This window comes from Burkholderia lata, assembly GCF_902499025.1.
Taxonomy (GTDB): Bacteria; Pseudomonadota; Gammaproteobacteria; order Burkholderiales; family Burkholderiaceae; genus Burkholderia; species Burkholderia lata_C.
Window position 1 is genome coordinate 17,953 of record NZ_CABVPW010000052.1, and the last position, 18,940, is coordinate 36,892.

An 18,940-nucleotide genomic window follows, 5' to 3' on the forward strand; every position below is an offset into this window, starting at 1 on the left:
AATCGGGAATTCCGTCAGGGAGTGGTTCGGAAAACAGGTGCAGGCGCGGCGTCCGTCTCTGCGACCACGAACGACACCGCGTAGTCGCGTTCGTCGCTGACCGTCACGCGCGCCGTGATGCCACGGGCGGCAAGCCAGTCGGCCAGCTCGCCCGACGCGACCACGTACGGCTCGCCGCTCGGGTGGTTGAGGGTCTGCAGCGCACGCCACGTCATCGGCCAGTGCATGCCGAGCCCGATCGCCTTCGAGAACGCTTCCTTCGCGGAAAAACGCGTCGCGAGAAACGCGATGCCGCGCACCTCGGAGCGGGCGCGGCGCGCATGGAACACGCGCAGCTCGTCGGGGCCCAACACCTTCTCGGCAAACCGGCCGCCCGTGCGTTCGAGCACGGCCGCGATGCGGCTTACCTGGACGATGTCGGTACCGATGCCGTAGATCGCCATGTCAGTACGCTCCGGCGCGACCCGGTCGGGCCGGGTTGCGATGGATGCGCGCGGCGCGATGCAACGTCATCTTCAGCGCGCGCCGCCATGCAGCGCGGCAACGCGTGCGGCAACCATGATCGCCTTCATTTCGCGCACCGCGTTGTCCCAGCCCGCGAAGATCGCGTGCGCGACGATCGCGTGGCCGATGTTCAGCTCGACGATGCCGTCGATCGCGGCGATCTGCTGCACGTTCGTGTAATGCAGCCCGTGACCGGCATTGACCTTCAGGCCGAGCTGCGCGCCGGCCTGAACGCCCGCGACGATGCGCTCGTATTCGCGTTGCTGTTCGGCTTCGTCGTGCGCTTCGGCATAACGGCCCGTGTGCAGCTCGATCACCGGCGCGCCCGCTTCGTGCGCGGCACGGATCTGCGTCTCGTCCGGGTCGATGAACAGCGACACGCGCACGCCCACGTCGGCAAGCTGCTTGCATGCCGCACGCACGGCCTCGAAGTGGCCGGCGACATCGAGACCGCCTTCGGTCGTCAGTTCCTCGCGCTTCTCGGGCACGAGGCACGCGTCGTGCGGGCGCACTTCGCATGCGATATCGAGCATCTCGGCCGTCACCGCGCATTCGAGGTTCATGCGCGTCTTCAGCAGCGGGCGCAGCTTGCGCACATCCGAATCGACGATGTGGCGGCGATCCTCGCGCAGGTGCAGCGTGATCGCATCCGCACCGGCTTCTTCGGCGGCCAGCGCCGCGCGGATCGGATCGGGATAGGTCGTGCCGCGCGCATTGCGCAACGTCGCGACGTGGTCGATGTTCACGCCGAGGTCGATGGCGGTGGGCGTTGTCAGGAAGAAGCTCATAGGTTTTGCAGGTCGATCAGGATCTGACGCGTGGCAAGCGGCGTACCGCCGAGATAGGTGTTCAGCAGGAAGCGCATCAGCGTCTTGCTTTGCGCAACCGTCTGGGCTCGATGGTAATCGTCCTGCTCCATATCGAGCAACGTCTGTCCGGAAATGACCGGCCAGTGCGACGGGACTTCGTCGTCTGCATTGCGCACGCCGCGCTCGGGGTCGAACACATAGCGGCGGTCGGGCTCGACCGCGCGGCGCGCGACCGTGCGGTTCAATGCCATCGCGTAGCCGGTCTCGCGCAGCAGCACGCGCTCGAACGAGCGCAGCACCTGCACCGCGGGCTCGCCGTGCGCGAGGCGCGTGAGGGTCAGCACGTAATGATTGAAGAGCGGCGGCTGCGGATCTTCGCGCGCACAGAATTTCACGAGCAGCTCGTTCGCGTAGAAGCCGCACAGCAGCCCGTCGCCGCCGAGCGGCAGCATCCCGCCGACCCACTCGGCGCCCGTCAGCGTGCGCACTTCGGATTTGCCCGACCAGGACAGCAGCAGCGGCTGGAAGGTCTGCAATACACCGCGCAGCGCGGAGTGCGGGCGCTTCGCACCCTTTGCGACGAGCGCGAGCCGGCCGTGATCACGCGTCAGCACGTCGATGATCAGGCTCGTTTCCCGATACGGGTAACTGTGCAGCACGTACGCCGGTTGCTCGGCGACGCGGAAATCGGACGTGCGAGACGTCGCGCGCCGCGCCTTGCGCGGCGGTTCGGGCGGTGCCGGCAGCGGCGCGTCGTTTGCGCCGGCCGTCACCGCGTCTTCGGTCGACGTCAGCGCGTCATTCGTACCCATAGGCGCGCAGCCCCGCCTCGTTGTCGGCCCAGCCGCTCTTCACCTTCACGAAGGTCTCGAGGTACACGGGGCCATCGAACAGCTTCTCCATGTCCATCCGCGCCTCGGTGCTGATCTGCTTGAGCTTCTCGCCCTTCTTGCCGATCACCATCGCCTTGTGCGAGTCGCGCTCGACGAGGATCGTCGCGAAGATGCGCTTCAGGCGCCCTTCCTCCTCGAACTTGTCGATCAGCACGGTGCTCGTGTACGGCAGTTCGTCGCCGGTCCAGCGGAACACCTTCTCGCGCAGGATTTCAGCTGCGAGGAAGCGCGAGCTGCGGTCGGTCAGCTCGTCCTCGCCGTAGATCGGCTCGCCTTCCGGCAGGTACGGCTTGATCGTGTCCAGCAGGCGCTTGATGTCTTCCGGGCGCTGCGCCGACAACGGCACGAGCTCGGTGAATTCGCGCAGCCCGCTCATCTGCTGCATGAACGGGAACAGCGTCGCCTTGTCGTTCACGCGGTCGATCTTGTTCGCGATCAGCAGCGTCGGCATGCCGGGCGGAATCAGGTCGAGCACCTTCTGGTCGTCGGGCCCGAAGCGGCCGGCCTCGATCACGAACAGGATCACGTCGACCGACGTGAGCGTCGACGTGACCGCGCGGTTCAGCGAACGGTTCAGCGCGGTGCTGTGGCGGGTCTGGAAGCCCGGCGTGTCGACGAACACGAATTGCGCGTCGTCGAACGTATTGATGCCGGTGATACGGTGGCGGGTCGTCTGTGCCTTGCGCGACGTGATGCTGATCTTCTGGCCGACAAGTGCGTTCATCAACGTCGACTTGCCGACGTTCGGACGGCCCACGATCGCGATCATGCCGCAACGGAAACCGGTAGGAGCGGGAGTGTTCATATCGTTTGGGAGACAGGTTCGGAAACGGCCGCGCGACGCGCGGCACGATCGATGGGCAATTCAGTGGTCGGCATCGGCCACGCGCGCCTGCGCGGCAGCAAGGCTCGCGCCGCCCGTCGGCGTCTCGGAATCCGGTGCCGCGGCGTCACGTGTGCGCGCAGCCGCACGCGAAGCGGGGTCGGTACCGGCGGAAGACTTGTCGGCGGACGACGCTGCCGGATCGGCGGCCTGGCCAGCCGGCTTGTCGGCCGCACGCGCAGCGGGCACCGCTTCCACGGGCTTCTCCGCGGTCTTGTCGGCTCGCTCGGCCGGCTTGTCGGCAACCTTGTCGGCCACCGGCTTCGCCGCACGTTCGCCCTTTTCCGCGGCCGCGTCGACATGCGCCGCGCGAATCGCGGCCATCGGCGCCGCGGCCGGCTCGGTACCGGTCGCAGCGGGCGCCGCACCGGCCGCCCTCGCCTCGCGCGCCGCCGCGCGTTCCTTCCGCTCCGGCGAGCGCAGGTCGAGCGCTTCCTGCACGCCCTTCACGCCCGGCACGATTTCGGGTTCGACATGCTTCGACCCGCGCGCGTTTTTCGAGCGCTTCGGCTTCGTGGCCAGCATCGGGGCGGCCGCCATCACTTCATCGAGCGCCTTCTTCGCCGCGGCCTGCTCGGCCGCGCGCCGGCTCGCACCGGAACCCGACACCTTCACGTCGAGCTTCGGCACCGTGCATTCGACTTCGAATTGCTGATTGTGCGCCGCACCATGCGTCGCGACCACCGTGTAGGTCGGCAGCGCGATCTTGTGCCCCTGCAGGTATTCCTGCAGCAGCGTCTTCGCGTCCTTGCCGAGCGTGCGCGGATCGATGTGGTCGAGAATCGGGATATAGAGGCGCTTGATGACCCCTTGGGCGGCTTCGAAGCCGCCATCGAGGAACACGGCCCCGATGATGGCTTCGAACGCGTCCGCGAGGATCGACGGGCGGCGGAACCCGCCGCTGCGCAACTCGCCTTCGCCGAGCCGCAGTCCGTCCGAAATATTCAGGGCCTGAGCAATTTCGTACAGCGACTGCTGCTTGACGAGGTTGGCGCGTACGCGCGACAGATCGCCTTCGTCCAGCTTGCTGAAACGCTGGAACAAAAGGGCAGCCACCGCGCAATTCAGAACGGAATCGCCGAGAAACTCGAGCCGTTCGTTGTGCGTGGCACTGTGACTACGATGGGTCAAAGCCTGGCGCAGCAATTCCGCATTGCGAAATTCGTAGCGCAGCCGGCTTTCCAACTGGGATAGGGGCATGTGCAGGAGTATAACGCGGGCGCCGGTCGGGCCGAAACGGCACGGCCGGACGCGAAAAGGCGTGACGAGGCGGTGTTACCGCCGGTTCTTAAAGTAGTTCGGCAATACGCGACGCGGCCCGTGCATCGCGTATTGCGAGTGAATCGAATGCGATCAGTTGAAGGAACCGATGCGCTTCAGGTCGCTGAAGTTCATCCAGATGAAGAACGCGCGGCCGACGATGTTCTGGTCCGGCACGAAACCCCAGTAGCGGCTGTCCGCACTGTTGTCGCGGTTGTCGCCCATCATGAAGTAGTGACCGGGCGGCACCTTGCAGATCACGCCGCGGCTGTTGTACGTGCAGTTGTCGCGATACGGATAGTCGTATGCGCCCATCACGAACGGCGGCACGGCCGGGTTGTTGAGGATCGCGTTCTTCTTGTTGCCGATCGTTTCCTCGAACTGCTTCGCGTAGTTCTGGCGCTCGTCGTCGAAGAAATCGGGCAGCGGCGTTTCAGGCACCGGCTGGCCGTTGATCGTGAGCTGCTTGTCCTGGTACGCAACGGTATCGCCCGGCAGGCCGATCACGCGCTTGATGTAGTCGACCGACTCGTCCTTCGGATAGCGGAACACGACGACGTCGCCGCGCGACAGCGGGCTGCCCTGCGTGATCTTCGTGTTCGTGACCGGCAGGCGCAGCCCGTATTCGAACTTGTTGACGAGGATGAAATCGCCGACGAGCAGCGTCGGCACCATCGAGCCCGACGGAATCTTGAACGGCTCGACGACGAACGAACGCACGACGAACACCGCCAGGATCACCGGGAAGAAGCTCGCCGTGTACTCGAGCCACCACGGCTGGCGCAGCTTCTCGTCACGCAGCTTCGAACGCGTCTGCACCGCGTTTTCGTCCGCGAAACGCTTGTCGATGCGCGACTGCTGGCGATCGAATTCCTCGATCGCCGAGTCGGCCGCCTTGCGTCGCTGCGGCAGGAACACCAGTTTGTCCAGCACCCACGCTACGCCCGTCAAGACGACGAGCACAAAAAGAATCAGCGCAAAATTCATAAAAGGATCAGTCCTGTTATTTGTCTTCGACGCGCAAGATCGCAAGGAACGCTTCCTGCGGGATCTCGACCGAACCCACCTGCTTCATTCGTTTCTTACCCGCTTTCTGCTTTTCGAGCAGTTTCTTCTTTCGCGAGATGTCGCCGCCATAGCACTTCGCGAGCACGTTCTTGCGCAGCGCCTTGATGTTCTCGCGGGCAATGATGTGCGCGCCGATCGTAGCCTGGATCGCCACGTCGTACATCTGGCGTGGAATGATCTCGCGCATCTTCGCGGCCACTTCGCGGCCGCGGTACTGCGACTGCGAACGGTGGACGATAACCGACAACGCATCGACCTTGTCACCGTTGATCAGCATGTCGACCTTCACGACGTCGGCCGCGCGGTATTCCTTGAACTCGTAGTCCATCGACGCGTAGCCGCGCGACACCGACTTCAGGCGATCGAAGAAATCGAGCACGATCTCGGCCATCGGGATCTCGTAGGTCAGTTGCACCTGACGGCCGTGATATTGCATGTTGATCTGCGATCCGCGCTTCTGCTCGCACAGCGTGATCACGGAGCCGACGTAGTCCTGCGGCATGTACAGGTTCACCGTGACGATCGGCTCGCGAATCTCCTCGATCCTCGGCGGCTCCGGCATCTTCGCCGGATTCTCGACCTTGACGATCGCGCCGTCGCTCATCATGACCTCGTAGACAACCGTCGGCGCGGTCGTGATGAGGTCCATGTCGAACTCGCGCTCGAGCCGCTCCTGCACGATTTCCATGTGCAGCAGGCCAAGGAAGCCGCAGCGGAAACCGAAGCCGAGCGCCTGCGACACTTCCGGCTCGTACTGCAGCGACGCGTCGTTCAGCTTCAGCTTTTCGAGCGATTCGCGCAGTGCGTCGTACTGGTTAGCTTCGACCGGATACAGCCCCGCGAACACCTGCGGCTTCACTTCCTTGAAGCCCGGCAGCGGCTCGACGGCCGCCTTGGTCACGTGCGTGACGGTGTCGCCGACCTTCGCTGCCGTCAGTTCCTTGATGCCGGCGATGATGAAACCCACCTGCCCGGCCGACAGCGTTTCGAGATTGCGCGACTTCGGCGTGAACACGCCGATGTGCTCGACCGGATACTGCGCGCCGGTCGCCATCAGCTTGATCTTGTCCTTCGGGCGCAGCGTGCCGTTAACGATGCGTACGAGCATCACGACGCCGACGTAGTTGTCGAACCACGAATCGATGATGAGCGCCTGCAGCGGCGCGGCCGGATCGCCCTTCGGCGGCGGCACCTTCGCGATCAGCGATTCGAGCACGTCCTCGACGCCCAGACCCGTCTTCGCGCTGCAACGCGTCGCGTCGGCCGCATCGATGCCGATCACGTCCTCGATCTCCTCGATCGCGTTTTCGGGGTTCGCGGCGGGCAGGTCGATCTTGTTCAGCACGGGAACGACCTCGACGCCGAGCTCGATCGCCGTGTAGCAGTTCGCGACCGTCTGCGCCTCGACGCCCTGGCTCGCATCGACGACCAGCAGCGCGCCTTCGCACGCGGACAACGAGCGACTGACTTCGTACGAGAAGTCGACGTGCCCCGGCGTGTCGATCAGGTTCAGGTTGTAGACCTTGCCGTCGCGTGCGCGATAGGACAGCGCGGCCGTCTGCGCCTTGATCGTGATGCCGCGCTCGCGCTCGATATCCATCGAGTCGAGTACTTGCGCCTCCATTTCACGGTCGGCGAGGCCGCCGCATACCTGGATGATGCGATCCGCGAGCGTCGACTTGCCATGGTCGATGTGCGCGATGATCGAGAAATTGCGAATATGATCCATTCAGTGCCGATCAAGCGAAAAAGGCGCGCTCGACGACTGCAGAGCACGCCTTGTGTAAGTCGGTGAAAAAACAGCTTATTTTAGCCGAAAAGGCCTTTGCCGGGCGGTATTTCGGGGAGCCGTGCTCCGCAGTGCCCGGCCGCGGGTGCCCTTACGGGAAAGTCCCGCGCGAAGCAACGCCGGCTGGCGACATGCCAAACTGCTCACGGCCGGGCCGCGAGCACGTCGCGCACCCGCGCCTCGTCGAACCGGTGACGGCACACTTCCGTACCGTCCAGCAGCAGCACCGGCACGTCCTCGTCGTAGCGGGCGACGAGTGCCGCATCGGTATCGATGTCGACATAATCGACCGCGACACCGAATTCGGCCGCCACCGGCGCCAGTGCGTCGCGCATGTCGTCGCACAGGTGGCACCAGCCGCGGCCGTAGAGCGTGAACATCGGCGCGTTACTTCTGGCGCGGCCGCACGGGCACGAACTGCGTGTTGTCGCCGCGCCGCACGAGCACCGCGACCGCCTTCTGCGGATCGAGCTGCGCGGTCACGTCGGCGAACTGCTTCGCGTTCGTGATGTCGGTGTCGCCGACGCGCAGCACGATGTCGCCGCGCTGCAGGCCTGCACGGGCGGCCGGGCCGTCGACGCCGTCGATCTGCACGCCGTTCTTCAGCTTCAGCGTCTTCATCTGCTCCGCCGTCAGGTCGCTGACCGTCAGACCGAGCGAATTGGCCTGGCGCGGCTTCTGCGGCGCGTTCTTGCGCTGCTCGGCCTTCGCCGTCGATTCGGCCGGTGTCTCCGCGATCGTGATCGGCAAATCACGTGCCTGACCCTTGCGCCACACGCTGACCGTCGCCTTCGTGCCGGGCTTGGTGTCGCCGACCATGCGCGGCAGGTCCGACGCGGTATCGACCGAACGGCCATTGAACTTCAGGATGATGTCGCCCGGCTGGATGCCCGCCTTGTCGGCCGGACCGCCCGGCTCGACGCTGCTGACGAGCGCGCCTTCGGCCTTCGGCAGCCCGATCGAGTCGGCCACATCCTTCGTCACCTCGCCGATCGCCACCGCGATCCGGCCGCGCGTGACCTTGCCCGTCGCCTTCAGCTGGTCGGCCACGCGCATCGCCTCGTCGATCGGAATCGCGAACGAGATACCCATGAAGCCGCCGGTACGGCTGTAGATCTGCGAGTTGATGCCGATCACCTCGCCCTGCATGTTGATCAGCGGGCCGCCCGAGTTACCGGGGTTCACGGCGACGTCGGTCTGGATGAACGGCAGGTAGTCGCCCGTGTTGCGGCTCTTCGAGCTGACGATGCCGGCGGTCACTGTGTTGTCGAGCCCGAACGGCGAACCGATCGCGACGACCCACTCGCCGACGCGCACCTTGTTCGAATCGCCGATCGCGACGACCGGCAGGTTCGACGCCTGGATCTTGACGACCGCGACGTCCGTGCGATCGTCGACGCCGATCAGCTTCGCCTTGAATTCACGCTTGTCGGTCAGCGTCACGTAGATGGTGTCCGCATCGTCGACGACGTGCGCATTGGTCATCACGTAACCGTCGGCCGATACGATGAAGCCCGAGCCGACGCCGCGATTCTGTTCGGTGTCGGGCGGATTGTCCGGCGCGGGCGCGTTCTTCGGGTTGCCGCCGCCATTGCCATTGCCGCTACCGTTGCCGGGCGCCTGCGGCAACGGAATGCCGAAGAAGCGCCGGAAGAATTCCGACATGTCGCCGTTGTCGAAGCCCGGCGGGAGCATCCCGCGCGGGCCGCTCGTCGGCACGTTGGCGGTGGTCCGGATGTTCACGACGGCCGGCCCGACCTTTTCGACCAGGTCGGCGAAGTCGGGCAGGCTGGCAGCGGGAGCCGTCACCGCGAACGCGGTATGCGGCATGAGCGGCAGGCTGGCAGACAGCGCCGCCACCGCGAGCCATTTGCGCAGCGTGAGTTTCATCATGTCGGAAGCCGTAGCGTTACTTGGAAGCCTTGTATTCTATGGCAGACGCGAACTGCTGCAACGTAGCCGGCGGTACTTCGCCGAGCACGGTGATCCAGTAGTCGCCGCGGCGCTTCACGAGAACGTTCGTTGCACCGGTGCTGCCCGCGCCTTCCTTGCGCGTATTCTTTTCGGCCGGCTCGATGAAAACCGAGATCGTCGCGAGACCGTCGGTGAAAACGGCCTGATCGACCGGAATCGGCGGCTCGCCCGCGTCGCGCGCAGCCATCGGCCGGCGCACTTCACGAATCTTCTGGAAACCGGCCACGCTCGGTGCGAGCTGCCAGCCCTGCGCTTCCATGTCGACCGTCGCCACCGGCGGACGCACGACCGTCCAGCCGCTCAGGTTGCGCATGCCGGCCGCGATCGCGGCCTTGTCGCCGCTTGCGCCGCCCGCCTGCAATTGCGAGAACGCAATCTGCTCGAGTACGTGATCGTTCGCATCGAGCGTCTGCGAACGCAGCAGCAGCCCGGTGCGCGCGTCGGCCCACAGCTTGTACGTGAAGCGGTATGCATCCTTCGGCACGAGCTCGACGACCTGCGCGTCGATCCCGGCGACGCGGTCCTTGCCAAGCGATTTCGCGTCGTAGACGGACATCACGTGCTCGCCGGTCGCACCGAGCAGCGCGGGGAACGAGTCGCGCGTCTGACGGCGCTCGACCACGCACAGCTTGCGCTCGGGCACGAACGTGTACAGCTCGTCGTTATGGCGCAGCAGCTTGCGCGGCTTGCCGTCGAGCGTCTCGATGCGCTCGAACTCGCCGTCACGGGACGCGACGTGCGCGATGCGCGACGACTGCACATACCCGCCGCGCTGGTAGACGAACGTGCCTTCGTAGCTCTGCTGCTGCGCCGCTTGCTGGACGCGGTCGAGCCAGTCGGCGGCACCCTTGCGGGTCGCGACGGGATCGTCCGGTTGCTGGGCGCTGGCAGGAAGGGATTGAACGGACAACAGGGCGGCTGCGCAAAGCAGGAGGGCCGGCAGCCGCTTCCATCCAGAGATGGCGTGATTCAACTGCAATGTCCGCATCGGGTTTATTGGCCTGGCGTGGTGGTCACGGCAGCGCGGATCAGCGGCATCGAACCCGTGACGACGGGTTGCTGCGCGAATTGCTGGTGCGCTTCAAGGTATTGGTCGAGGCTGGCGTCGCGGATGATGTTGACGTCCTGCAGCCCCGGCTGGGCCGATGCCTGCGCAACCGTCACGCGCTGCAGGTTGCCGCCTTGCGGCGCACCGGCCGATGCGACCTGGACGGCGCCCGGGGCACCGGCCGTCTGCATTTGCGGGACGACGATCCACGTCAGCGTGGCCGCCGCGGCGGCGACCGCGAACGCGGGCACGACACGCCGGCGCAGCGCCAGCAGCTTGCGCGCGACCGGCGCGGCCGCAGGCGCGAGCAGGTGCGGCTCGCTTTCCAGCGCAGCCGACATGCGCGCGGTGAACGCGACGCTCAGCGCGGGCGACAACGCGAGCTCATCCGAGCGCAGCGCATCGCCGATCAGGTGGTAATGGGCCCACGCAGCGCGATCCGCGCGGTTGAGCTCAGCCAGAAACTGCCCGTTGTCCGGGCCATCGAACATTTCGCCGTCGACCAGCGCGGAAAGGCGCTCGCCGCGCGAGCACGCCTGCGACTGCGTATTGACCGACCCCATGATGCTCCCCATCTTGCACACCCCGTCGTGACTTCACGACTCTATCCGTAACTAGACCCCGACCCGCGTCGCTCCGCCTGTCGCGCTTACCAGCGCTTGCCTTCGGGCGTATCGAGCAGCGGACGCAATTTGGCAGCGATTGCCTCGCGTGCGCGGAAGATTCGCGACCGGACCGTCCCGATCGGACAGCCCATCATTTCCGCGATCTCTTCGTAGCTCAGGCCCTCGATCTCGCGCAGCGTAATTGCCTGGCGCAGTTCTTCGGGCAGCAGAGCCATTGCAGCGTTGACCGTCTCGGCAATCTGCTTGCTCATCAACATCGACTCAGGCGTGTTGATATCCCTTAGTTGGTCTGCGTCGGAGAAAGTTTCCGCTTCCTCCGCATCGGCCTCGGTCGAGGTCGGCGCCCGGCGGCCTTGCGTCGCAAGGTAGTTCTTCGCCGTGTTGACGGCAATTCGGTACAACCACGTATAGAACGCCGATTCGCCGCGGAATTGCGGCAGCGCACGATACGCCTTGATGAACGCGTCCTGGGCCACATCCTCGACCTCGGCGGGATCCCGCACGAGGCGCGAGATCAGCCGAATGATCTTGCGGTGGTATTTGGAGACCAGGAGTTCGAACGCTGCCTTGTCGCCCTTCTGTACGCGCTCGACCAGAGCCTGATCGATTTCTTTTTCACTCACCTGACAAATCCGTTAACTAGGGATGCAACGCGGAGCGTTATTGTAGCCTTCCCACGCCGGCCGCTGGTTACGGTCGGTAACTGCGCCGCCGTCATGCCCGCCCCGCCGCGCCCGCCGTTCTCGCCAGCACGGAAAGCGCGCTGAACGATGCGGCGTCGAGCGCATCGGCCGGAATCAGCAGCGGCCGGGCCCGCCGGGCACCCTGCCCGACCGACAGCACCAGCAGCAGGCTGCTCCAGTGCGCATGCCCCGTCACGCGGCCGCGGGCCAGCAGGCGCCCGGTGCGGCCAAACGCCGCGACTTCCCCGAATGCGTCGATCTGCAGCTCGGCCGGCAGCCGGCGGGCACAGGCCCGCGCAGCACACACGGCCAGCAGCGCGGCGGTCACGGCCGACACGCACGCGCCGACGGCAGCGCCCGCGCGCGGCGCCCAGAACAGGTAGGCCGACGCGGTAGCCGACGCGACGAACACGGCCAGCACGAGATACGACACGGCCGAGGCCCGCAGCGCAAAGCGCTGCGGACGCCCGGCCGGAGCATCGAATGGACTCGTCAAGCGATTGCTGCGTCAGACGCGCTTGAACACCAGCGTGCCGTTGGTACCGCCGAAGCCGAAGTTGTTCTTCACGGCGACGTCGATCTTCATGTCACGCGCGGTGTTCGCGCAGTAATCGAGATCGCACTCCGGGTCCTGGTTGAAGATGTTGATGGTCGGCGGCGACACGTTGTTGTGCAGCGCCAGCACCGTGAACACCGATTCGAGGCCGCCCGCGCCGCCCAGCAGGTGGCCCGTCATCGACTTCGTCGAGTTCACGACGATCTTGTACGCATGCTCGCCGAAGGCCGCCTTCACCGCGTCGGACTCGTTCTTGTCGCCCAGCGGCGTCGACGTGCCGTGCGCGTTCAGGTACTGGACCTCGTCGGCGTTCAAGCCGGCGTCGCGCAGCGCCGCGACCATGCAGCGGCGCGGGCCGTCCATGTTCGGCGCGGTCATGTGGTACGCATCGCCCGTCATGCCGAAGCCCGAGACTTCCGCGTAGATCTTCGCACCGCGGGCCTTCGCCGCTTCGTACTCCTCGAGCACCATCACGCCGGCACCCTCGCCCAGCACGAAGCCGTCGCGGTCCTTGTCCCACGGACGGGACGCGCTGGCCGGATCATCGTTGCGGGTCGACAGCGCACGCGCTGCCGCGAAGCCGCCGATGCCGAGCGGCGACACCGTCGATTCGGCGCCGCCTGCAACCATCACGTCGGCATCGCCGGCCTGGATGAGGCGCGCTGCGAGGCCGATGCTGTGCAGGCCGGTCGTGCAGGCCGTGACGGCCGCGAGATTTGGGCCCTTCAGGCCGAACATGATGCTCAGGTGACCCGAGATCATGTTGATGATCGAACCCGGCACGAAGAACGGCGAAATCCGGCGTGGGCCACGATCGACGTAGGTCTGGTGCGTATCTTCGATCATCGGCAGGCCGCCGATGCCGGAACCGACCATCACGCCAATGCGTTCCGCATTGGCTTCGTTCACTTCCAGCCCGCTGTCCTTGACGGCCTGGATGCCGGCGGCGATGCCGTAATGGATGAACGTATCCATGCTCCGGGCTTCCTTCGCCGGGATGTACTCCTCGGCGCTGAAACCCTTCACTTCGCCCGCGAAGTGGACGGCGAGGTTCGACGGATCGAACTTCGTGACGGTGGCAATACCGGACTTGCCGGCGACGAGATTGGCCCAGCCGTCGGCAACATTATTGCCAACAGGCGAAATCAGCCCAAGGCCTGTAACAACAACACGACGGCGGCTCACGGTAACCTCTTTTCCATTATTGGATGACAAAAACAAAAGCCACAGTGGCCACAGGAACCAGCCCTGCAAGCCCTGTGGCTGTTAGTCCATCCGGCGCGAAGCCGGCAGGATGGCGCGTCAATCGCGAAGATCGCGGCGACGTGGCGGACAAGCGCGAAAGGCGCCTGTTACGCCTTGACGTTTGCGCGAGCGTAGTCGATCGCTTGCTGAACGGTCGTGATCTTCTCTGCTTCTTCGTCCGGGATTTCCATGCCGAACTCGTCTTCCAGAGCCATCACCAGTTCGACCGTGTCGAGCGAGTCGGCACCCAGGTCGTTCACGAACGAAGCTTCGTTCTTGATCTCGGCTTCCGCGACGCCCAGTTGTTCTGCGACGATCTTCTTGACACGTTGTTCGATGTTGTCCATTACCCCTCCGAGGGAAAGTTCAGATTTACAAGTGCGCGCATTTTATCAGGTTTGCTGACGCCAAACGCGCGTTGGCTTGACGGTCTATCAAGCGCCTATCCGCCTGAAAAACGGGATACGGCGCGGATGGTAAACGAAAATCGTTACGACATGTACATGCCGCCGTTCACGTGCAGCGTCGTACCGGTGATGTAACCGGCCTGCGGCGATGCGAGGAACGCGACGGCATGGGCGATGTCTTCCGGGCTGCCGAGGCGGCCGAGCGGAATCTGGGTCTTGAGCGCGGCCTGCTGTTCTTCCGGCAGCGTCTTCGTCATGTCGGTATCGATGAAGCCCGGCGCCACGCAGTTCACGGTGATGCCGCGGCTGCCGATTTCGCGCGCGAGCGCACGCGTCATGCCCGCTACGCCGGCCTTTGCAGCCGCGTAGTTGACCTGGCCCGGGTTGCCGGCCGAGCCGACCACCGACGTGATGTTGATGATGCGGCCGCCACGCGCCTTCATCATCGGGCGCAACACGGCGCGCGACAGGCGGAACACCGACTTCAGGTTGGTGTCGATCACCGCGTCCCAGTCTTCGTCCTTCATGCGCATCGCGAGCTGGTCCTGCGTGATGCCCGCGTTGTTGACGAGCACGTTCAGCGCGCCGAATTCCTTCACGGTCGCGTCGATCAGCGCCTCGGCGGCTGCCGCGTCGTTGACGTTCAGCACCGCACCGCGGCCCGTGACGCCCGCTTCCGCGAACGCCGCGGTGATCGCAGCGGCGCCCGATTCGCTCGTCGCCGTGCCGATCACCGTCGCACCCAGGCGCGCGAGTTCGAGCGCGATCGAACGGCCGATGCCGCGCGACGCGCCGGTAACGATCGCAACCTGTTTATCGAGAGTCTTGTCCATGAATCGAATATCCGTCTCGTGAGAAAAGGCGCCGCGTCAGGCGGTCACCAGCTTGAGCGCTTCGTCGAGCGAAGCCGGATCGAACACCGACGCACCCGTCAGGTTGCCGTCGATGCGCTTCGTCAGGCCGGCGAGCACCTTGCCCGGACCGCATTCGATCACGTGCGTGACGCCCGTGCCGGCAATGTGCTGCACACACTCGACCCAGCGCACCGGGCCCGCGGCCTGGCGCACCAGCGCATCCTTGATCGCAGCCGGATCGCTGACCACGGCAACGTCGATGTTGTTGACGACCGGAATCTGCGGCGCCTTGACGTCGACGTTCGCGAGATAGTCACGCAGCTGATCCGACGCCGGCTTGAGCAGCGACGAATGGAACGGCGCCGACACCGGCAGCGGCAGCGCGCGCTTCGCACCCTTCGCCTTCGCGATCTCGCAGGCCTTTTCGACCGCGGCCTTGTTGCCTGCGATAACGACCTGTGCGGGCGCATTGAAGTTCACGGCTTCGACGACGCCCGCTTCCGCGGCTTCGGCGCAGACCGCACGCACCGTATCGTCATCGAGACCCAGGATCGCGGCCATGCCGCCCTGGCCAACCGGCACGGCCGTCTGCATCGCCTGCGCGCGGAAACGCACGAGCGGCACTGCGTCCTTGAACGCGAGCGCGCCGGCAGCGACGAGTGCCGTGTATTCGCCGAGGCTGTGACCGGCGACGATCGACGGCGTCGGGCCGCCTGCCTGCTGCCATGCGCGATAGCACGCATAGGCAGCAGTCAGCATCACGGGCTGCGTGTTGGTGGTGAGATTCAGCTCTTCGGCCGGGCCTTCGGCGATCAGCTTGCCGAGATCCTGATTGAGTGCATCGGACGCTTCCTGGAGCGTCTCGCGCACGACGGCCAGATCGGCGAATGCGTTGAGCATGCCGACCGCCTGCGAGCCCTGCCCCGGAAATACGAATGCAAATTTCATATCGTCCCCAATTGAATCGATTCAGACGGCGCGCACGAATGGCGCGCCGATGGGATCCGCGCGCAGCAATCGCGCGCAGCGGATCAGAAGCGGAAGACCGACGCGCCCCAGGTGAAGCCGCCGCCGACGCCTTCGATCAGCACGTGCTGACCACGCTGGATGCGACCGTCGCGCACCGCGGTGTCGAACGCCAGCGGGATCGACGCGGCCGACGTGTTGCCGTGCTGGTCGACCGTCACGACCATGCGCTCCTGCGGCAGGCCGAGCTTGCGGCAGGTGCTGGTCATGATGCGGATGTTGGCCTGGTGCGGAATCAGCCAGTCGATCTGCTCGGGCGCCAGATTCGCCTTCGCGAGCGCCTCGATCGCAACCTTCTCGAGCACGTTGACCGCGAGCTTGAACACGGCCTGCCCGTCCATGTACAGGAACGCGCTGCCTTCGATCACGCCGCGATTGACGTTGCCCGGCGTGCAGAGGATGTGCGAATAGCTGCCGTCCGCGTGCAGCGCGCTGCCGAGCACGCCCGGCTCTTCCGACGCGGACAGGATCACCGCGCCCGCGCCGTCGCCGAACAGCACGCAGGTCGTGCGGTCCTTGAAGTCGAGAATGCGCGAGAACGTCTCCGCACCGACGACGAGCGCGGTGCGGTGCTGGCCGCTGCGGATGAAGCTGTCGGCGGTCGCCATCGCGTACGCGAAGCCCGAACACACGGCCTGCACGTCGAATGCCGCGCCGCCGTTCTTGATGCCGAGCTTGTTCTGCAGCAGGCACGCGGTGCTCGGGAACACGAAATCGGGGGTCGAAGTCGCGACGATGATCAGGTCGATCGACTGCGGATCGATGCCGGCGGCTTCGATCGCGCGACGCGATGCCTCGAGCGCGAGGTCGCTGGTCGTGACGTCCGGTGCGGCGAAATGGCGCGCATGGATACCCGTGCGCGCAACGATCCATTCATCGCTCGTCTCGATGCCTTCCTTCGCAAGACGATCGGTCAACTGCTGGTTCGTGACGCGGTCAGGCGGCAGGTAGCTGCCCGTGCCGAGCACGCGGGAATAGAGAGTCGATTGGGCCATTTATGCTTTAGAGGATTGCGCAGCGGAAGGTTCGGCGTGATGGCCTGCGGCGGGGCTTGCATGGCCCGCGCCGCCCGCGTCGTGTTCGCCTTCGCCGAGCGATACTGAATTATCCGCCATCGCGCGCGCGAGGCGCTCCAGCACGCCGTTTTTGACGGCATCATACCCCCGTTTGATCGCCCACTCAAACGCGTAGGCATCGGCCGAACCGTGGCTTTTGATCACGAGGCTTTTCAGCCCCAGCAGCGCCGCGCCGTTGTACTGGCGGTGGTCGACGCGCCTCTTGAAGCGTATCAGGACGGGCGCCGCGAGCAGCGCCATCAGCTTCGACATCAGCGATCGGCCGAACTCCTCGCGGATGATGTCTGCCAGCATCTGCGCGAGCCCTTCGGACGTCTTCAGCGCGACGTTGCCGACGAAGCCGTCGCACACGATCACGTCGACCGTGCCCTTGTAGATGTCGTTGCCTTCCACGTTGCCGCGGAAATTGAGCGTACTGGCGCGCAGCAGTTCACCTGCGCGCTTGATCGTCTCGTTGCCCTTGATCACCTCTTCGCCGATGTTCAGCAGGCCGATCGTCGGGCGTTCCTTGCCTTCGAGCGCGGCCACGAGCGCGTGCCCCATCTCCGCGAACTGCAGCAGGTGCTGCGGTTCGCAGTCGACGTTCGCGCCGAGGTCCAGCATCATCGTATAGCCGGTCGGGTTCGGCAGCGCGAACGCGATCGCGGGCCGCTCGATGCCGGGCAGCGTCTTGAGTACGTAACGGGAAACGGCCATCAGCGCGCCGGTATTGCCGGCGGAGATACAGGCCTGCGCCTCGCCTTCCTTGACGCGGTTGAGCGCGACGCGCATCGAAGAATCCTTCTTCTTGCGCAGCGCCACTTCGACAGGGTCGTCCATCGCCACGACTTCGGTGGCGGGAACGATGGTCAGCGCGGGATCGTCGAGGGCTTTCAGCTTCTTCAGCTGAGCGCGGATCGCGCTTTCGATGCCGACGAGCATCAGGTGCGCATCGGGATGCGCGCGGACGAACTTGACTGCCGCGGGAACGGTCACGGACGGGCCGTGGTCGCCTCCCATGCAATCGATTGTGAGCTTTACGGTCATGGAATGCGACGAATTTCAGGCACAAAAAAGCGGCAGTTGAATGCCGCCTTTTTGCTGAGCCAGGAAAGTGTCAAGCGAACCAGTTGTCACGCGAACGGCAAGCGTAGCGCGCAACGCGTGACTTGACGCTTAGTCGTTCTTCGTCTTGACGACTTTCTTGCCGCGATAGTAGCCGTTCGGGCTGACGTGGTGACGCAGGTGCACTTCACCCGTGCTCGGCTCGACTGCCAGCGGCGCTGCCGTCAGGAAATCGTGCGAACGATGCATGCCGCGCTTCGACGGCGACTTCTTGTTTTGCTGGACTGCCATGACTAACTCCTAAATAATTTTCCGGATTCTAACACAGCCCGATCCGACGCTTAACTACCCTGGCCCAAAGCCTTTACGCCTTCCCGCGCCACAACTGCTTAGTGTTTCTTGGTGCCGTCACCGTCCTTCTTCAACGCTTCCAGCGCTGCGAACGGATTCGGCCGTTTGCCTTCGTCCCCGGCTTCGTCGGACTCCTCGTCCGTCTCTTCCGCGGGACCGCTCGCACCCGACACGAGGCTTTCGTGAACTGCCGGGCAAACCTCGTGCTTGGGCACGAGCGGCAACGAAAGCAGCAATTCCTCTTCGATCAAGTCGACGAGATCGAACTGGCGTGAGCCCACGATCACATCGGCTTCATCGTCGTCGAGCGGAAATTCTTCAGCTTCTTCTTCGGTCGCGACGACCCGGTACGTCATGTCGACGCCGAACGTCTGGTCGTACGGGGTCATGCAGCGCTGGCACGTGAGCCACGCATGGCCGTGCACCGCTAAGCGCAGATACGGCTGCTGCCCATCGGCGCCGTCGTCCTGCAACTCCTTCTGGGTGAACCCTTCCGCCTGCCATGTGAAGACCGTGTCGCGATCTGGCGCGTCCGCGGGCACTTCGTTTAACATGCGCGGCAGTTGCGAGAGGCGTACCGCACCTGCTGCCTGCCGCCCGCTGCGGGCGAATTCGAACAGGTCGATCGCATGCGGATCAAGCGCCGCAGCAGGTTTGCCAGAAGAAGTGTTCATGTGCGCTCCTGCCTACAGGCTGACTTGCGAATCCGGCTTGGTACCGCTCGCGTACGGCTCATCCGCGGATGACGTACTTTACTTCCGAAGACCCGGCAGGCGCCACCACAACGGAAGCCTGCCGACGAAAAGCGGGAAAGCATACCTGTTTTACCTTTTGCGGTCAATCA

The 18,940-nt window shown here is 65.0% G+C and carries 21 protein-coding genes; all 21 read right to left on the reverse strand.

The window, feature by feature from the left end:
* Positions 1-14: 14 nt before the first annotated feature.
* The 21 genes from acpS to BDI24065_RS36105 all read right to left on the reverse strand — a co-directional run bounded on the left by acpS (position 15) and on the right by BDI24065_RS36105 (position 18,770).
* Positions 15-443, reverse strand: a complete 429-nt coding sequence (gene acpS / locus BDI24065_RS36005; protein WP_175035182.1) for a holo-ACP synthase — start codon at positions 441-443, stop codon at positions 15-17.
* A gap of 72 nt (positions 444-515) precedes the next feature.
* Positions 516-1,292, reverse strand: coding sequence for a pyridoxine 5'-phosphate synthase (pdxJ, locus tag BDI24065_RS36010; RefSeq protein WP_175035183.1), 777 nt, complete (start codon positions 1,290-1,292; stop codon positions 516-518).
* Positions 1,289-2,125, reverse strand: coding sequence for a DNA repair protein RecO (gene recO, locus BDI24065_RS36015; RefSeq protein ID WP_011351416.1), 837 nt, complete (start codon positions 2,123-2,125; stop codon positions 1,289-1,291). Before recO ends, pdxJ begins: the two co-directional genes overlap by 4 nt.
* A complete protein-coding gene (gene era, locus BDI24065_RS36020) occupies positions 2,112-3,011 on the reverse strand; it encodes a GTPase Era (RefSeq protein ID WP_122944846.1) in 900 nt (299 codons plus the stop codon). Before era ends, recO begins: the two co-directional genes overlap by 14 nt.
* 60 nt (positions 3,012-3,071) lie before the next feature.
* A complete protein-coding gene (gene rnc, locus BDI24065_RS36025; RefSeq protein WP_175035184.1) occupies positions 3,072-4,289 on the reverse strand; it encodes a ribonuclease III in 1,218 nt (405 codons plus the stop codon).
* A gap of 153 nt (positions 4,290-4,442) precedes the next feature.
* Positions 4,443-5,336, reverse strand: a complete 894-nt coding sequence (gene lepB, locus BDI24065_RS36030) for a signal peptidase I (RefSeq protein ID WP_174983024.1) — start codon at positions 5,334-5,336, stop codon at positions 4,443-4,445.
* A 16-nt stretch (positions 5,337-5,352) separates the two neighbouring features.
* A complete protein-coding gene (gene lepA / locus BDI24065_RS36035) occupies positions 5,353-7,146 on the reverse strand; it encodes a translation elongation factor 4 (protein WP_174915652.1) in 1,794 nt (597 codons plus the stop codon).
* Between the two features lie 203 nt (positions 7,147-7,349).
* The gene (locus tag BDI24065_RS36040) at positions 7,350-7,586 is read right to left on the reverse strand and encodes a glutaredoxin family protein (protein WP_175035185.1); all 237 of its coding nucleotides are present in this window, start codon (positions 7,584-7,586) and stop codon (positions 7,350-7,352) included.
* 7 nt (positions 7,587-7,593) lie between these two features.
* On the reverse strand, positions 7,594-9,099 hold the full coding sequence (locus BDI24065_RS36045) for a DegQ family serine endoprotease (RefSeq protein ID WP_175035186.1): 1,506 nt from the start codon (positions 9,097-9,099) through the stop codon (positions 7,594-7,596).
* Positions 9,100-9,115: 16 nt separating this feature from the next.
* Positions 9,116-10,168 carry a MucB/RseB C-terminal domain-containing protein gene (locus tag BDI24065_RS36050; protein ID WP_175035187.1) on the reverse strand — a complete coding sequence of 351 codons (1,053 nt, stop codon included), beginning with the start codon at positions 10,166-10,168 and terminating at the stop codon, positions 9,116-9,118.
* Positions 10,169-10,173: 5 nt separating this feature from the next.
* Positions 10,174-10,791 (reverse strand): sigma-E factor negative regulatory protein, encoded by a 618-nt coding sequence (locus BDI24065_RS36055; RefSeq protein ID WP_174934596.1) that lies wholly within the window; start codon positions 10,789-10,791, stop codon positions 10,174-10,176.
* Positions 10,792-10,877: 86 nt separating this feature from the next.
* Entirely contained in the window at positions 10,878-11,477 is a 600-nt protein-coding gene (gene rpoE, locus BDI24065_RS36060; RefSeq protein WP_006490873.1) for an RNA polymerase sigma factor RpoE, read from the reverse strand.
* A gap of 91 nt (positions 11,478-11,568) precedes the next feature.
* The gene (locus BDI24065_RS36065; protein ID WP_175035188.1) at positions 11,569-12,033 is read right to left on the reverse strand and encodes a hypothetical protein; all 465 of its coding nucleotides are present in this window, start codon (positions 12,031-12,033) and stop codon (positions 11,569-11,571) included.
* Positions 12,034-12,045: 12 nt separating this feature from the next.
* A complete protein-coding gene (fabF, locus tag BDI24065_RS36070; protein WP_174983014.1) occupies positions 12,046-13,278 on the reverse strand; it encodes a beta-ketoacyl-ACP synthase II in 1,233 nt (410 codons plus the stop codon).
* A gap of 167 nt (positions 13,279-13,445) precedes the next feature.
* Entirely contained in the window at positions 13,446-13,685 is a 240-nt protein-coding gene (gene acpP, locus BDI24065_RS36075) for an acyl carrier protein (RefSeq protein ID WP_004197638.1), read from the reverse strand.
* Between the two features lie 143 nt (positions 13,686-13,828).
* Entirely contained in the window at positions 13,829-14,578 is a 750-nt protein-coding gene (gene fabG, locus BDI24065_RS36080; RefSeq protein ID WP_006476504.1) for a 3-oxoacyl-ACP reductase FabG, read from the reverse strand.
* Positions 14,579-14,614: 36 nt separating this feature from the next.
* Positions 14,615-15,547, reverse strand: a complete 933-nt coding sequence (fabD, locus tag BDI24065_RS36085) for an ACP S-malonyltransferase (RefSeq protein WP_175035189.1) — start codon at positions 15,545-15,547, stop codon at positions 14,615-14,617.
* 83 nt (positions 15,548-15,630) lie between these two features.
* The gene (locus BDI24065_RS36090; protein WP_175013844.1) at positions 15,631-16,620 is read right to left on the reverse strand and encodes a beta-ketoacyl-ACP synthase III; all 990 of its coding nucleotides are present in this window, start codon (positions 16,618-16,620) and stop codon (positions 15,631-15,633) included.
* Entirely contained in the window at positions 16,621-17,727 is a 1,107-nt protein-coding gene (gene plsX, locus BDI24065_RS36095) for a phosphate acyltransferase PlsX (protein ID WP_175013843.1), read from the reverse strand.
* Between the two features lie 129 nt (positions 17,728-17,856).
* Positions 17,857-18,036, reverse strand: coding sequence for a 50S ribosomal protein L32 (gene rpmF, locus BDI24065_RS36100; RefSeq protein ID WP_006051932.1), 180 nt, complete (start codon positions 18,034-18,036; stop codon positions 17,857-17,859).
* 98 nt (positions 18,037-18,134) lie between these two features.
* Complete coding sequence (locus BDI24065_RS36105; protein ID WP_043181963.1) at positions 18,135-18,770, reverse strand: DUF177 domain-containing protein; 636 nt, start codon at positions 18,768-18,770, stop codon at positions 18,135-18,137.
* Positions 18,771-18,940: the final 170 nt, after the last annotated feature.

Coding starts and splice junctions, on each gene's coding strand:
- acpS (WP_175035182.1), bottom strand. CDS start 443: ATGGCGATCTACGGCATCGGTACCGACATCGTCCAGGTAAGCCGCATC.
- pdxJ (WP_175035183.1), bottom strand. CDS start 1,292: ATGAGCTTCTTCCTGACAACGCCCACCGCCATCGACCTCGGCGTGAAC.
- recO (WP_011351416.1), bottom strand. CDS start 2,125: ATGGGTACGAATGACGCGCTGACGTCGACCGAAGACGCGGTGACGGCC.
- era (WP_122944846.1), bottom strand. CDS start 3,011: ATGAACACTCCCGCTCCTACCGGTTTCCGTTGCGGCATGATCGCGATC.
- rnc (WP_175035184.1), bottom strand. CDS start 4,289: ATGCCCCTATCCCAGTTGGAAAGCCGGCTGCGCTACGAATTTCGCAAT.
- lepB (WP_174983024.1), bottom strand. CDS start 5,336: ATGAATTTTGCGCTGATTCTTTTTGTGCTCGTCGTCTTGACGGGCGTA.
- lepA (WP_174915652.1), bottom strand. CDS start 7,146: ATGGATCATATTCGCAATTTCTCGATCATCGCGCACATCGACCATGGC.
- BDI24065_RS36040 (WP_175035185.1), bottom strand. CDS start 7,586: ATGTTCACGCTCTACGGCCGCGGCTGGTGCCACCTGTGCGACGACATG.
- BDI24065_RS36045 (WP_175035186.1), bottom strand. CDS start 9,099: ATGATGAAACTCACGCTGCGCAAATGGCTCGCGGTGGCGGCGCTGTCT.
- BDI24065_RS36050 (WP_175035187.1), bottom strand. CDS start 10,168: ATGCGGACATTGCAGTTGAATCACGCCATCTCTGGATGGAAGCGGCTG.
- BDI24065_RS36055 (WP_174934596.1), bottom strand. CDS start 10,791: ATGGGGTCGGTCAATACGCAGTCGCAGGCGTGCTCGCGCGGCGAGCGC.
- acpP (WP_004197638.1), bottom strand. CDS start 13,685: ATGGACAACATCGAACAACGTGTCAAGAAGATCGTCGCAGAACAACTG.
- fabG (WP_006476504.1), bottom strand. CDS start 14,578: ATGGACAAGACTCTCGATAAACAGGTTGCGATCGTTACCGGCGCGTCG.
- fabD (WP_175035189.1), bottom strand. CDS start 15,547: ATGAAATTTGCATTCGTATTTCCGGGGCAGGGCTCGCAGGCGGTCGGC.
- BDI24065_RS36090 (WP_175013844.1), bottom strand. CDS start 16,620: ATGGCCCAATCGACTCTCTATTCCCGCGTGCTCGGCACGGGCAGCTAC.
- plsX (WP_175013843.1), bottom strand. CDS start 17,727: ATGACCGTAAAGCTCACAATCGATTGCATGGGAGGCGACCACGGCCCG.
- rpmF (WP_006051932.1), bottom strand. CDS start 18,036: ATGGCAGTCCAGCAAAACAAGAAGTCGCCGTCGAAGCGCGGCATGCAT.
- BDI24065_RS36105 (WP_043181963.1), bottom strand. CDS start 18,770: ATGAACACTTCTTCTGGCAAACCTGCTGCGGCGCTTGATCCGCATGCG.